Annotated in this window: 12 protein-coding genes; 5 read left to right on the top strand and 7 right to left on the bottom strand. The window is 44.8% G+C overall.

Annotation, left to right across the window (positions count from 1 at the left end):
* Positions 1-103: 103 nt before the first annotated feature.
* Together F551_RS0104925 and hemN are read right to left on the bottom strand one after the other, a co-directional pair.
* The gene (locus F551_RS0104925) at positions 104-1,507 is read right to left on the bottom strand and encodes a DEAD/DEAH box helicase (RefSeq protein WP_018996378.1); all 1,404 of its coding nucleotides are present in this window, start codon (positions 1,505-1,507) and stop codon (positions 104-106) included.
* Between the two features lie 320 nt (positions 1,508-1,827).
* On the bottom strand, positions 1,828-3,249 hold the full coding sequence (gene hemN / locus F551_RS0104930; protein ID WP_018996379.1) for an oxygen-independent coproporphyrinogen III oxidase: 1,422 nt from the start codon (positions 3,247-3,249) through the stop codon (positions 1,828-1,830).
* A gap of 156 nt (positions 3,250-3,405) precedes the next feature.
* Between hemN and F551_RS0104935 the strand changes: the two genes are divergently transcribed.
* The 5 genes from F551_RS0104935 (at position 3,406) to F551_RS0104955 (ending at position 9,885) form a co-directional block, all read left to right on the top strand.
* Positions 3,406-4,734: a hypothetical protein gene (locus F551_RS0104935; protein ID WP_018996380.1), complete on the top strand. Its 1,329-nt coding sequence runs from the start codon at positions 3,406-3,408 to the stop codon at positions 4,732-4,734.
* An 11-nt stretch (positions 4,735-4,745) separates the two neighbouring features.
* Positions 4,746-6,746 (top strand): hypothetical protein, encoded by a 2,001-nt coding sequence (locus tag F551_RS0104940; protein ID WP_018996381.1) that lies wholly within the window; start codon positions 4,746-4,748, stop codon positions 6,744-6,746.
* Between the two features lie 41 nt (positions 6,747-6,787).
* A complete protein-coding gene (locus F551_RS0104945; RefSeq protein WP_026296656.1) occupies positions 6,788-7,705 on the top strand; it encodes a hypothetical protein in 918 nt (305 codons plus the stop codon).
* 251 nt (positions 7,706-7,956) lie between these two features.
* Complete coding sequence (locus F551_RS0104950) at positions 7,957-8,967, top strand: fatty acid desaturase (RefSeq protein ID WP_018996384.1); 1,011 nt, start codon at positions 7,957-7,959, stop codon at positions 8,965-8,967.
* A 93-nt stretch (positions 8,968-9,060) separates the two neighbouring features.
* Complete coding sequence (locus F551_RS0104955) at positions 9,061-9,885, top strand: sulfite exporter TauE/SafE family protein (RefSeq protein ID WP_018996385.1); 825 nt, start codon at positions 9,061-9,063, stop codon at positions 9,883-9,885.
* 5 nt (positions 9,886-9,890) lie between these two features.
* Here the strand turns inward: F551_RS0104955 and F551_RS0104960 are convergent, their stop codons facing one another.
* From F551_RS0104960 to F551_RS0104980, 5 genes are all read right to left on the bottom strand, one after another.
* Positions 9,891-10,316, bottom strand: coding sequence for a PaaI family thioesterase (locus tag F551_RS0104960; RefSeq protein WP_018996386.1), 426 nt, complete (start codon positions 10,314-10,316; stop codon positions 9,891-9,893).
* 18 nt (positions 10,317-10,334) lie between these two features.
* The gene (locus F551_RS0104965; RefSeq protein ID WP_018996387.1) at positions 10,335-11,147 is read right to left on the bottom strand and encodes a 3-hydroxybutyrate dehydrogenase; all 813 of its coding nucleotides are present in this window, start codon (positions 11,145-11,147) and stop codon (positions 10,335-10,337) included.
* A 3-nt stretch (positions 11,148-11,150) separates the two neighbouring features.
* Positions 11,151-11,780, bottom strand: a complete 630-nt coding sequence (locus F551_RS0104970) for a 3-oxoacid CoA-transferase subunit B (RefSeq protein WP_026296658.1) — start codon at positions 11,778-11,780, stop codon at positions 11,151-11,153.
* Positions 11,781-11,782: 2 nt separating this feature from the next.
* Positions 11,783-12,490, bottom strand: a complete 708-nt coding sequence (locus tag F551_RS0104975; RefSeq protein ID WP_026296659.1) for a CoA transferase subunit A — start codon at positions 12,488-12,490, stop codon at positions 11,783-11,785.
* A 313-nt stretch (positions 12,491-12,803) separates the two neighbouring features.
* Complete coding sequence (locus F551_RS0104980) at positions 12,804-13,502, bottom strand: TetR/AcrR family transcriptional regulator (RefSeq protein WP_018996390.1); 699 nt, start codon at positions 13,500-13,502, stop codon at positions 12,804-12,806.
* Positions 13,503-13,606 lie beyond the last annotated feature (104 nt).

Below are 13,606 nucleotides of genomic sequence, written 5' to 3' on the forward strand. Positions count from 1 at the left end.
TCACAATAAAAACACTTATGAACGGAAAACGTAAATATTGATTAACCAAGATAGAAAAATTCTAAAGTCTATGGCTGATCTTGTATCAATTTAAATTTAATTATCAGCTTGTGGGTGTGGTATCTACTGGTCGTAGCAAAAAGGCAGGAACATGATCTCCCATACCTTTGAATGATGGGCCAAGGTCGTCTTTGTATCGACGATTCGTTTTTTTCTTATTCTCGGCAGGTTTTACAATGTCATTTGCAACTTGATTAGTTTCTTCAGTTGTTTGAACTTCCTGCTTTTTCGATTGACGCCCACGTCTTTTAGCGTTTCTGCCTTCGTTTTTTGTTTTTTTGCGTTCAGGGCGCTGAGAAATCTCTTCAATTGCTGACTGAATGGCTTCGTTATCGAACTCTTGGACGTCCTTACCAATCCGTTTCACGACTGCATCCCAAAGCTTTTCGTCATTCGGTGATACAATTGTATAACTTTCACCTTTACGTCCGGCGCGTCCAGTACGGCCAATTCTGTGTACATAATCATCTGAATTTGGTGGTGGAGCGTAGTTGAATACGTGGCCGACATCTGGGATATCCAAGCCACGAGCTGCAACGTCAGACGCAACAAGTAGGGTGAGTTCACCGTTTTTGAATTTATCCAATGTTTCCATACGGTAGGATTGTGAAAGATCTCCATGAATTGGAGCTGCGTCAAACCCATGTGCATTCAGTGATTTAGCGACAATATCGACTTCTTTTTTGCGATTACAGAATACGATTCCGTTTTTGACTTCGCAGCTTCCAATGATTGCGCGAAGCATACCGCGTTTTATTGCATCATTATTATTGGGAGCTTTGGATATGTGTTGAGTAATGGTTTCTGCTGTTTGCGCGGGACGAGCAACTTCAATTTTCTTGGGGTCGTTTTGAAATTGCTTAGTAAGCTTAGCAATTTCAGGAGGCATTGTTGCAGAAAAAAGGAGAGTTTGGCGACGAGGTGGAAGTAACTTACAGATTTTTTCAATGTCTGGGATGAATCCCATGTCGAGCATGCGGTCTGCTTCATCTATGACTAGCATTTGTACACCAGTCATAAGAAGTCTACCGCGTTCGAAGTGGTCCATTAGACGGCCAGGTGTTGCGATCAGGACATCCACACCAGCTGTAAGTTTCTTATCTTGATCAGCAAATGAAACACCACCAATGAGGAGTGCCATATTGAGTTTGTGGTTTACACCGTATTTTTCAAAATTGTCAGCTACTTGAGCCGCGAGTTCACGTGTGGGCTCAAGGATAAGCGTGCGCGGCATTCTGGCTTTCGCGCGGCCTTGTCCAAGTTTATGGATCATCGGAAGCACAAACGCTGCTGTTTTTCCGGTTCCGGTTTGAGCAATACCAGTAACATCTCTACCTTGAATGATAGCTGGAATAGCTTGCGCTTGAATAGGTGTTGGCTCGGTATAGCCAGTATCTTTAACAGCGCTTAATACACGAGGGTCTAATTCTAGGTCATCAAAAGTCATACAGTAGAATGTGTTCGGGGCTATGTTTGTGGAGCTCCCGACCTTATATTGCGCTTAATTACTACTGAATGCCGGATTGCCGTCTGCAGAGATAAAGCTGGGTTGTTTAAGCGGCGCTTGAATGCCGCAAGCGCTGCGCAACTGCAGCCCATCGATCGGTGCGCAACATAGGGCGGTTATGTATAGAGTCAATGTCAACTCGTGGAGTTGGGACGAGAATACAAAGATAGTCACCAATAAAACACAGTAAATCTAGTGAATATGTTAAGTAAAATAGGTTTCTAACTCAATTGATTATCTGCTGAGGATTGATTGTCTCGTTAGACTGCTTTGGCGTGCCTAGGACTATTGTTCGATGGCGATGCATATTCATCAAATGCCTGCGCAACTGATCTTAGAAAGATCCTCGCATCGTCTGGAACACTCACTACGGAACCATCAATATGACATATGTCGTCATTGGCCAGAGGTTTCAGAAATTCAAAGCACTTGTTTAATTCAGTGTCGGAATGACCTTGTTGCTGGCAAATTTCTTCAACATCGACTGACATATCGCACATCAATTTTTCAATGATTTTTCGACGAAGTCTGTCATCGTCAGAGACAGGAACTCCCCGTTGAATAGGAAGTTTCCCCGATTCCACACATTCTGACCAATCACGGATGTTTTTCAGGTTTTGACAATAGCCATGTCGGAATTCAGATATTCCGGATGCTCCCATGGCAATTAGAGTATCGCAAGCGTCATCTGTATATCCTTGAAAATTGCGTTTTAAGCTTCCTGCGCTTAGGGCTTTCGCCAAAGGATCCTCTTCACGAGCGAAGTGATCAAGGCCTATCGCAACATAACCTTCGGACTGCAGGGTTTCAGCAATAACATTGAATAACGCAAAGCGGGCTTCAGTATCTGGTAGTGCGTTTTCATCGATAGCTTTTTGGTGTTTTGCAAACCATGGAACATGGGCATATCCAAACGCAGATATTCTATCAGGAGCAAGTTTTGCAGCTTTTAAGGCTGTGTCTCTGACGGTGTCAGCAGTTTGGAAAGGCAATCCATATAAAAGATCAAAATTTAGGCCACGAATTCCCCAATTTCTAAGACGTTCCACAGATTCCCGAACAAGCTCAAATGGTTGGACGCGATTAACTGCTTGCTGAACTTTCAAATTAAAGTCTTGCACACCTAAACTAGCTCGGTTCACGCCGCCGGCAGCTAATGATCGGATCATGTTTAGGTCTAGTGTTCGCGGGTCAAGTTCAATTGCTATTTCTGCGTCCTCGCGAATGCGGAAGGCATCGTGAAGAGCATCTAACAATTGTAACATATGATCAGCGTTTAGGGCATTGGGGGTTCCGCCTCCAAAATGAACGTGTGATGCGCCCGCGTGCTGCCCTAACTCTTCTTTCCAAAGTTGGACTTCTTTTAGCAAAGTCTCAAAATATCGACCTATTCGATCATATCCATTTGGAATGGTGGTGTGGCATCCGCAGTACCAGCAGAGTTTTTCACAAAACGGAATGTGAGTATAAACTGAAATAGCTTCGTCTGGATTGAGTGATTTCATCCAGTCTGTGGCTGTTTCCAAATTGGTGTTTTCGTTAAATTGAACAGCTGTGGGGTAGGAAGTATACCTTGGAGCGTTCGTTTTTGCGTATGGTAGCCAGTTTTGTCTCATAACCATAAAATAAATAGGGTTGAGAAGTTTGTCAGTGTGGTGGTTTGGCGCGTGACAACTTGTCATTTGTGTCGCGGTACAGCGCTGCAAAGTGTAGGATTGTGCGTAACATCTTAAATCAGGTAATTAATGAAGTTTTAATAATCGCTTGTGGGTGGGTGTTTGTCGGTTATACTGCTGTGGAAGTAGCGTTTTTTCGATCTTCAGGTGAGGGGACGAATTATGAATTGGATACTCGCATTATTTGCTTTCGCGGGCATTATGGCGGTGATGTCGACAATAGCTTCGGTCGTTGTTGAGGCAATTCACAAGGTCTTCGCTTTAAGAGGCGGAGGCATGCAAGAGATGCTACGCGCACTACATGATGGTGTTGTGATGCCGCTCGACCCTGAATATCCCGACGTGACTGAGGGCACCGATGGTGGATCTTCGCGAGAGGCTAGCAAGTTTGCCAAACAAATGACTCGGAGCCCGGCTTATGGTGGTAAAGGGCGTTGGTGGTGGATCGCCAATATACCGTTTCTGAATGTATTCACTCGGCGGTTTGAAAATCTCTCAAAACTACAATTTGTCGAACAATTGACCCAAACAGATTATGGGCAGCGATTGTCCAGCATGAATCGACCTCAAGTGAAACAGTCGCTGAATCGGCTTGTCTATGAGTTCGATCGGTATGGAGCAGGCCAGTCTGAATATTTCGGCGCGCGGGCCAAAGTGTTTACAACCATTGTTGCGCTATTGATTGTTTCCTTGGGCAACTTGAATGCGTTGTCGATCTATTCTCATTTAGCGACTAATCAAGGAGCGCTAAGTGGTGTGTTGAACACCTTCAACTCAGAGGAAGCGCTTAACGGATTTATTGCTCAAAAGGTGACCGAAGCGACACTCGCTCAACAAGATACCGGTGCTACGACTGGTCTTGCATCTACAATTTCTTCAGATTTTCGTATTCTATCCAATGCAGGTTTCCCGGTTGGGCGGGACTTTTTTCCTTATTGTGACAACCCTTCAAATGCGAATTGCGATGTAAAAGGGTTCACAGAATCTGTGAACCTGTTTGGCGTGTATGAAAGTGCCGCAATTCCTCGTATTTTAACTCCCGAAGGTGGGCAATGGTTGGTAGGTATGATCGCGACTGCTGGCTTAATTGGTCTCGGGGCAAATTTCTGGTTCAATTTGTTTAAAGCAATGGCTTCATTTGCTCTAAGAAACGCTTCGGCGGGAGTGGGTGGAGTTAGATCAAGAAATCCAGTCCCGTCATCTGTAGTGTCAGATGGTGAGGTGAGGCGCCCTCGTGAAATAAAGGGGTCGCTAGCGTCTCCTGGTGCTGAACCAGATTTGGATCTTCTTACAGATGCTTTCCTAACTGTAGCTGGAAAAGACGTTACGAATGTATCTACAGGTGAATTTGGCAGCCGTGGAGGCAGTTCATTAGAGCAAGCATCACCAATTATTCCGAAGGCTGGTGTTTATGTTGGTGAAATGCCAACCCGCAATGGACCGCCGCCACGAAAAGATACGCAAAGCGGAATAAGAAAATATAGAGGATAGGGAGACAGATCATGATGTTATCACCTGCTCTCTTTATGACTGCTGTTTCGGGGGTGATCCAACTTGGGAAAGCAGCTCGTAACGCTCGAAGAGATCAGTTGTTACAGCGTGATTTTACCGTATTCACGAATAAATTCCCCATGCATGATGCTGAAGAAATTCAGTGGATGGCGGTAGATTTTGTATACCGCAGGAAAGATTTACATCACCAATGCAAATCCGGCGGAATGCTAGATTCTTTATTTACAGAAAGAAGTCTCGCATCTGGTGATGCCATGGAATTAAATGTTCCGTGTGATCGGCAGCGGTCACAAATAGCGATTTGTCACGACATTCTCTATGATGCTCTTCGCAATGAAATTCCTTCTGCCGTCGATAGCCGAATATTACGAAATGCATCTTTAGATCCGCGTGTTCAGTATATTCATAAAGAGTGGTTCTCTAGTACCAAACCAACTGGTTGGGCACGCTTTGGGCTCGAATTAGCCGATGTCGCGCTAGGCGTAATTGGGACCCAGCCACAAGTATTGGGTTTTGATAAAAAAGCGGAAAGCATCCTACATGGATTGATCCCAAGTCTCGATGGATTAGTGGACCGATTGAAGTTGGATGGCGGCGGAGAAGAGGGTTTTGGCGAGAGATTAGTCAAAACTTTTGTGCATTCTGCGCTCGTTTCAGTTTCTCAACATCCTGAGCTTGTTACATCAGAGGACCGCTGGAAGCCCGTAATTGTTGGAATGATCGAGCCTTTAAAAGCAGAGGTTGATGCAAGCGAAGGGCTTGAGTTTTTAGCTCATGAGAAATTGACACGTGTGATTTCTGGGCCAATGGCGCATGGTGCTCTAGTTGCCATTAATGACAATGCGGATGCCTTTTTAAAGGGAGATGCAAGATCTTCATTGCTAATGGGCGAAATCACGCGGACGGTGTTGGGAGATGCGGTCTCCATCCGACCAGACGCGTTTAATATCGTGGACGCGCTTTCAGAGGTTGGAGCTTTAAAGGTTTATGATGCTGCGTTGAAAACGGCTTCACGACGGCCTGAATTGTTCATGCGTGGCTCTTCATTGGAAACGGGTGCGGCACGTCAATTCTTGCAGAATATGGCGAAGGTCATGGAAACGATGGCTCCTCCACCGTTTGATCTGGATTCAGGCTTTGGATCAGAGATAGTAACTGCCGCGTTTGATGTCGCTGCTGAATATGGAACTGCTCGCATCCAAGCGAAAGCTGGCGATGCGGATTGGGATGGTGCTTGGGCTGATATCTACAGCCATTTGTTTGCTGACCTTATGACAGGATTGAAAACTGGTCTTTCGGGCGGTGAACGAAAAAATTTGTTGGCGCAGTTGTTTACTAGAGAGCAAGCGGTTGATCTTGTGAAACTAATGGCAAGCCATATTGCTGCGCACCCCCATATGGCGACCGGGCGCTCGGCAAATTCAGAAGTGAAAGAAATCGCGCGTATCGCAGCAGAGGCAATATCTACTGATGAATTGGGATTGTTGAATGCCCAAGATTGGCGTTCTGTTATTTCAGTGATGACGATGACAGCCGCGCGCAATCCGGGGGTGTTGTTCTCCGTAGATGCTGATGATGGTTTTGCTCATGAAATTGGACTGGTGCTTGTAAAACATGTGCTATTGAAAGCCAGTGACCTTCTTCAAACGGAAGGACGTGTAGCCGGAAGTGTTTTATTCGGAGAAACTTTACGAGAAGCGCTTACCGCAACAATCAAAGCCGCTAATGCAAATCTGGTTCGGTCTTTCAATATGCAAACAGAAGATGGGCAAAGAGCGCATGTCCATGAATTAGGGCTGTTTATTGATAAGCTAAACCAGATGTCCATGTCGGACGATCACGCGACTACAATGAATGCTGATGAATGGCTCTACGTGTACAAGTATTTTGTGGCGCATATATTAGAACACGGCCCGGGAGCTGTGGACCAGATAAGTAGCGATGAAATTATCGAAGCGCTACAAAGTGGTGGCGAGGCATTCGAAATTTAGTCGGCCCCATTGGGATTAAATTGCAATTCGAGGAGTTGGAGATGCATATGAAGTTAGTGAGAGTTTTAGCTGTTGGCTCAACCATAGCACTTGCAACTGCTTGTGCGACCACTGAAACATCGAATGGCTCAAATTCGAGTTTTTCCGAAGAGGCTGCAAATTTACCCAAATGTGAATACGGTAAGGACTTGGAGGTTCTAGAGGCTATTAAAGATGAAGCAGCGCAAGCTGAAGATTCAAATGCAGTTGTGCATAGTCGGCTGGACCAAATAAATAGCATCGTATCCAAAACCGAAAATATGTCTGTCACCGTTCGGCCTGAAGATGCATTGGGATGTCGTTTCCTTGAAATGGAAGCGCGGGTTTTACTAATTGAGTTGCCCAACATGGACGGGCAAGCCGATTTATACACAGCGGCAAAAGAGTCGGTTGAAGATGTTAAATCTTCTTGTGCCACGACGAGCGATCCCCGCATGTGTTCGGCCGCAAGAATTCATGATGCTACGATTTTTTCACGAAGATCATCTTCTGAATTGATGCGCATTGCGGATCGAAAAAGTGATGTTCCCATAAATTGGGAGGCAGCGCGCAGTTTAACCCAAGCGTATACTGAACATGTAAAAAACTCTTGGGCGGAACATCTGCAAATTGATGAAGCTGAAAAGACTGCAACTGAAGAAACAATTGAAAGATCATTATTTGCTTCTGTATGCACAGCCGATAAGGCAATGACTAAAATTAATAGACGCGTCGGATTGAGTATCAATCAGGATGCAAATGGAAATTTGGTGCCATACGGAAAAGATTCTGGTGAACTGTTAGCGCATGCAGCTGTAACCTTAAATCTTAGTCCCGACGATTCGTGTAATGCTAGCCCAACAGAACGAAATTGCCGTGGAACTCTAGCAAGTAAAGTCCATCTCGCGTGCTTGCGTGCAAGCAGTGTTGTATCCAACTAATTATATTTGATTTCAAATTGGTGCTGGCCTTTCGTTATTTGAAAATGGGTAGCACCTTTTTTTAAGAATCCCCTGATTTTACTGAATCTAGTGATATCTAGTCTTGACTGTACCCAACTGAACATTAGACAGGTTATCAACGTTCCATGCGGGGGCGGCTAAGTGTTCCAAGTTGCTTATATTTTAAGCAGAGTGGGTATTTGGCATTTGGTATAGAGTTATGGCCGCGGCCTGTAAGAGATAGAGACCGTATGACGACTGAAACGAAACAGCCGGCATGGCGGAAGATACTTTCAGCCTACCAGACACCTAACTTGAAAAACTCCCTTGTTGAGATTCTGTTGACCATTTTGCCATTAGCGGCGCTGTGGGCAATTGGATTTTGGGGAGCTGTTTCGGGCAAGATCTGGCTTGCAGTATTAATGTGTATTCCTGCAAGTGTCTTTTTAGTTCGCATGTTCCTCATTCAGCATGATTGTGGGCATCATTCATTTTTTAAATCACCGACTTTGAACAATTGGGTTGGAAGATTTGTGGGTATAGTCACGCTGACACCTTATGATGTATGGCGTCGCACTCACGCTATTCACCATGCTGCGTCAGGTAATCTTGATCGTCGCGGGTTGGGGGCAATTGATACGCTCACTGTTGAAGAGTATCAGGAGTTAAGCCCTCTAAATAAGCTTGGGTATCGTGCCTATCGTCACCCGATTACATTGTTTATCATCGGCCCAATTTATATGTTCTTTTTAGAGCACCGCATTCCTTCAGGAATTATGAAAGAAGGGTGGCGACCATGGGTGAGTGCTATTGGGACTAATGTTGCGGTCTTGGCGCTTGGATGGGTGATCGTTTCAAATTTTGGGTGGGCTCCTTTGCTCGCCGTGTTTATTCCTACCGTGTTCTTTGCTGCTGTTTTAGGTGTTTGGCTGTTTTATGTTCAGCACCAATTTGAAGATGTTCGCTGGTTCAGAAACAAAGACTGGAGCCACACAGAAGGTGCATTATTGGGGAGTTCATTCTACGATTTGCCGCAACCCTTTAGTTGGCTAACTGGCTATATCGGCATCCATCATGTTCATCACGCAGCAAGCCGTATTCCATTCTACAATCTTCCAAAGGTATTGAAAAATCACCCGGAACTGAAAGATATGAATCGTTTGACTTTCTGGGAGAGTTTCAAGTGCGTTTCGTTGACGCTTTGGGATGAACAGAACGAGCGTATGATTTCGTTTCGTCAATTCAGAAAGCAATTTGCTTGAAGATTCAGAGAACTGATCTAGATTGAAAATAATGAAAGCTGCTGAGTAATCGGCAGCTTTTTTTACACTGAAGTTGCGAATAGGCAGGGCGGTTTGGTCGAACTAATATTGGATAATCTCAATTTACTATTGGCTCTCATAGGGGCGGGTGGAATTGCAGGAATAGCGGCTGGAATGTTCGGTATTGGCGGCGGTGTAATCATCGTACCTGCCTTGTATTTTACCTTGAGCTCACTTGGTTATTCAGAAACGGCAATGCACGTCTCTGTAGGTACATCTCTAGCAACGATTATTGCTACATCCATTCGTTCGGTTCTAGCCCATCATTCAAAAGGGGCTGTGGACGTCGGTGTATTGAAAAGTTGGGGCCCAACAATGATGATGGGGGCGTTGGCTGGTGGTTTAATTGCTTCGATAATGTCAGGTCGCGGTTTAACAATATTTTTTGGCTTTGTGGCTTTAATTCTAGCTGCACAACTTGTTTTTGGGCGACCCAATTGGCGCTTGGCCAAAGATGTTCCCAATGGACCAATGGGCTGGGCGGTTTCATCTATTATCGGGGTGTGCTCATCGTTAATGGGTATTGGCGGCGGTGTCTTTGGGGTAACCACAATGGTATTGTGTGGGCGACCTATACATCAAGCCATAGGAACAAGTGCTGGGTTTGGGGCGTTGATAGGTTTCGCTGCTGTAATAGGTTATGCATTCAGCGGATGGGGAGAAGTGGGGCTACCACCCTTTTCTATCGGATACCTAAGTCTTCCTGGCTTTCTTTTAATTGCCGCAATGACTACTTCTTTAGCTCCTTTGGGAGCCCGATTTGCGCATGGATTTGATGGTGTTTTGCTAAAGAAAATCTTTGGAGTGCTCCTCACCTTGATGGCGATTAACATGCTCTATAGAGCATTCGCTGGGTAAAATGGTTATCGTCTGAACAGTCTAAAGCTAGCATTACCGGAAGCGCACTCTGAACCTCTTGAGAGCAGACTGGCGTGAGCGCGAACATTTCTTGCATCAACTTCAGTAATTGAAACCGTCGCTTCGATCCAATGGTCGGCTGGAAGCGTTTTGAGAAACTCAATTTGCATATTTGTTGTCACAAGGCGGCGTTTGTATCGTTCGCTAACTGCTTGGGCCATAAAGAGGTCAAGTAATGTGCAAACCATGCCGCCATGCATAAAGCCTAGCCCATTCATATGCTGCTGTTCTGGCATAAACCCAAAAGTGGTCGCTGGTGCGTTATCGGAATTTACCATCCGAAAAAATGGTCCAGTTAAGTTTGCGAATGGCCCACGAGCAGAAATTTCTTCAAAGCCTGATGGAATATCTATTGAAACTTTATCGCCCATGACATTGATTGGACATTGTTATAAAGCTGTCCAGCCACCTTCCATCTTTATATCCGCGCCTGTAATGCTGTTTGTCGCATCAGACATCAGGAAGCAAGTCATGCGGACAATTTCTTCCGTCGTGGTAAATTCCTTGGTTGGTTGGCGGTCTAGCATAACTTTACTGATAACGTCATCCACCGACATGTTTCGCGCTTTCGCTGTATCGTGGATTTGGTTTTCGACAAGCGGAGTTTTTACGTACCCTGGGCAGATTGCATTCACGCGTATGCCAAATTCCGCACCTTCTAATGCGGTTGTTTTTGTTAGTCCCATAATACCATGTTTGGCAGTCACATAAGCTGACTTAAATGGAGATGCAGTCAGGCCATGGGCTGAAGCAATATTAATGATGCGCCCCCATTTTCGTTTTTTCATCTCCGCAAACGCGAGACGAGTTGTATGAAAAGAAGAAGACAAATTCAGAGAAATTATTTGGTCCCATTTTTCAATCGGAAATTCTTCGATGGGTGCGACATGCTGGATGCCAGCATTGTTGACTACGCCATGAATGTCACCGAATTCTTCTTTGAATTGGGTAAACATGCCTTCAATGGAGGCGACTGATGTGAGGTCTGCGTCTGAATAAATGACTTTGCGTTCAGTCTGGTTTTCTAAATTGGATCTGAAAACCTCAATTTCCTGAGGGTTTCCAAACCCGTTGATCATGACATTGCAACCCGCATGAGCAAGGCCAGCAGCTATACCTTGACCAATGCCGCTGGTTGATCCTGTGATCAGAACATTTTTACCAGTTAAATCAAGAAACTCACTCATGGGGTGTTTGGTCATTTTTTAGTCCACTAAATTTGCAAGTGTTTTGGAGCGGACTTCGTCCATGTCTACATTCGGTGCTAATTCGATGACTTTCAGACCGCCTTCAACTACATCAAAAACGCCAAGGTCAGTGATGATACGGTCCACAACTGCTTTACCTGTAAGTGGAAGTGTACACTCTTGAAGAAGTTTAGATTCTCCGCGTTTGTTTGCGTGATCCATAACGACAACAATGCGTTGAACACCAGCAACAAGGTCCATCGCGCCGCCCATGCCTTTGACAAGCTTTCCGGGGATCATCCAGTTGGCTAGGTCACCGTTTTCTGCAACTTCCATTGCGCCTAGGATTGCGAGATTTATATGCCCGCCGCGGATCATTGAGAAAGACGTAGAAGAAGAGAAAAAGCTTGTCCGGTCTAACTCTGTGATGGTTTGCTTACCAGCATTTATCAGGTCTGGGTCTTCTTCACCTTCATAAGGGAATGGACCCATGCCAAGCATACCATTCTCAGACTGTAGAGTAACGTCGACGCCATCTGGAATATAGTTTGATACGAGCGTTGGAATTCCAATTCCGAGGTTGACGTAAAAACCGTCTTCCAATTCTTGAGCTGCACGCGCAGCCATTTGATTACGATCCCAAGGCATAATTAGGACTCCTCTTTTGCGCGTGTTGTTACTTTTTCGATGCGTTTTTCATGCTCGCCTTGGATGACGCGTTGAACGAATACGCCCGGCGTGTGTATGTGGGCTGGGTCCAGTGATCCAACGGGAACGATCTCTTCCACTTCGGCAATTGTCATTTTACTTGCGGTTGCCATGTCTGGATTGAAGTTCATTGCTGTTTTTCTATAAACTAGGTTTCCTTGAGCATCACCTTTCCATGCTTTTACGATGGAAATATCTCCTGTCAGGCCTGTTTCTAGAATGTGCGTTTCACCATTGAAATCTCGGTGTTCTTTGCCGTCTGCGATGACAGTACCGACACCAGTTTTAGTGTAGAAGCCAGCAATACCAGCACCGCCTGCACGACAACGCTCGGCAAGAGTTCCTTGTGGGTTGAACTCCAGTTCCAACTCTCCATTAAGGTATTGGCGTTCAAATTCCTTGTTCTCACCGACATAGGAAGAAATCATTTTTTTGACTTGCTTGTTTTCAAGTAAAACGCCAAGACCAAAACCATCCACACCTGCATTGTTTGAAATGACAGTGAGGCCCTTACAGCCGTTTTGCTTAATTGCTTCAATCAGCAATTCTGGAATTCCACATAGACCAAAGCCGCCAGATAGAATGGTCATGTCATCTTCAAGTAGACCATCTAGTGCAGACTTTGCGTCAGGATATATTTTTGTCGCCATAAATCTTCCCCTGTTTAGTCCGAATGCTGAATGTTCGAACTTATTTGTCATTATTTGACTGTATCTCTCCAAAGTATACTTTCAACGTTCGTTGAAATCAACACGTGTTGAAAAATAACTAACGCTAAGAAAAGTGAATACTAATTTTCGCTAAAGGTCGTGTTTTAAGTAATTGAATTTATATACTTATTTTCTTTTTGTGAGCCTTGAAAGTAGGCAGTTTCAGTTGGGAGGATTCACAAATAAGCGCAATAAATTGAGATGAAACTCAATACGTTCACCTTGTTTGTTTGGCCAGCAAAGCGGCGAATGATTAATCAATTTCCGACTTTGTTTGAAGGTTATTTCCGCAATTGGCTTCAAACCCAGCAATACAGAATTCGAGGATAACCTCGTAACCGCGCTCTAGATCGGTAGATTTTAGTTTATTGTTGGAAAGTACGTCTAAGCGTCCAGTTTGAGCAAAAGCTAATGTCAGCGCTCCGGATAAACAGTGATAGCTCCATAGCATATTAGCCTCTGATGCATTTGGGTAAGTGGCTCTGAGCTGATCAAGAAAATTGTCGACCATTGGGTCAAAGAATTCTGACATCAAACTTGCTCCCCATTCCGAGGAGTTGTTCACATACGCGACTAGAGCATAGTATTCACGCCAACCAGGTTGGGTAATGTGTGGTCCTGTTAGGATGGGTTTGAGATAGGCTTCCATGATTTTACGAATTGAAGGCGGGTGAGGGTGTGCATCCTCAATAGCATCCTCCAGAGCGTCCAAACGCCAGTCATTTATTAACTTCGCACGCCTCTTAAAAACAGCTTCAAACACCTTGCTCTTGCGGCCAAAATAATAGTTTGGAAGAGCAAGATCTACTCCAGCTGTTTTCGCTATCTCTCTGAGAGTTACTGCATCAAATCCGCGTTTAGAAAAAAGAATTTCGCCTGCATCGAGGATGCGAGTTCGTCTATCTATGCGATTGCTTTTTGTATTTGATTTAGTTTGAGTCGATCCAGTCATGCCGCGAGTGTATTCAGCCTTGTTTTACGTTGAGGTTGCCATTTCTAAAGGCTGACTATTGTACTTTAAGAGATTCTTGTCCAACATTTGTTGAAAAATGAATT

Origin of the sequence: Hirschia maritima DSM 19733 (genome assembly GCF_000378345.1) — a bacterium.
Classification (GTDB): domain Bacteria; phylum Pseudomonadota; class Alphaproteobacteria; order Caulobacterales; family Hyphomonadaceae; genus Hirschia; species Hirschia maritima.

Coding starts and splice junctions, on each gene's coding strand:
- F551_RS0104980 (WP_018996390.1), bottom strand. CDS start 13,502: ATGACTGGATCGACTCAAACTAAATCAAATACAAAAAGCAATCGCATA.
- F551_RS0104940 (WP_018996381.1), top strand. CDS start 4,746: ATGATGTTATCACCTGCTCTCTTTATGACTGCTGTTTCGGGGGTGATC.
- F551_RS0104960 (WP_018996386.1), bottom strand. CDS start 10,316: ATGGGCGATAAAGTTTCAATAGATATTCCATCAGGCTTTGAAGAAATT.
- F551_RS0104925 (WP_018996378.1), bottom strand. CDS start 1,507: ATGACTTTTGATGACCTAGAATTAGACCCTCGTGTATTAAGCGCTGTT.
- F551_RS0104965 (WP_018996387.1), bottom strand. CDS start 11,147: ATGACCAAACACCCCATGAGTGAGTTTCTTGATTTAACTGGTAAAAAT.
- hemN (WP_018996379.1), bottom strand. CDS start 3,249: ATGACAAGTTGTCACGCGCCAAACCACCACACTGACAAACTTCTCAAC.
- F551_RS0104970 (WP_026296658.1), bottom strand. CDS start 11,780: ATGCCTTGGGATCGTAATCAAATGGCTGCGCGTGCAGCTCAAGAATTG.
- F551_RS0104945 (WP_026296656.1), top strand. CDS start 6,788: ATGCATATGAAGTTAGTGAGAGTTTTAGCTGTTGGCTCAACCATAGCA.
- F551_RS0104935 (WP_018996380.1), top strand. CDS start 3,406: ATGAATTGGATACTCGCATTATTTGCTTTCGCGGGCATTATGGCGGTG.
- F551_RS0104950 (WP_018996384.1), top strand. CDS start 7,957: ATGACGACTGAAACGAAACAGCCGGCATGGCGGAAGATACTTTCAGCC.
- F551_RS0104975 (WP_026296659.1), bottom strand. CDS start 12,490: ATGGCGACAAAAATATATCCTGACGCAAAGTCTGCACTAGATGGTCTA.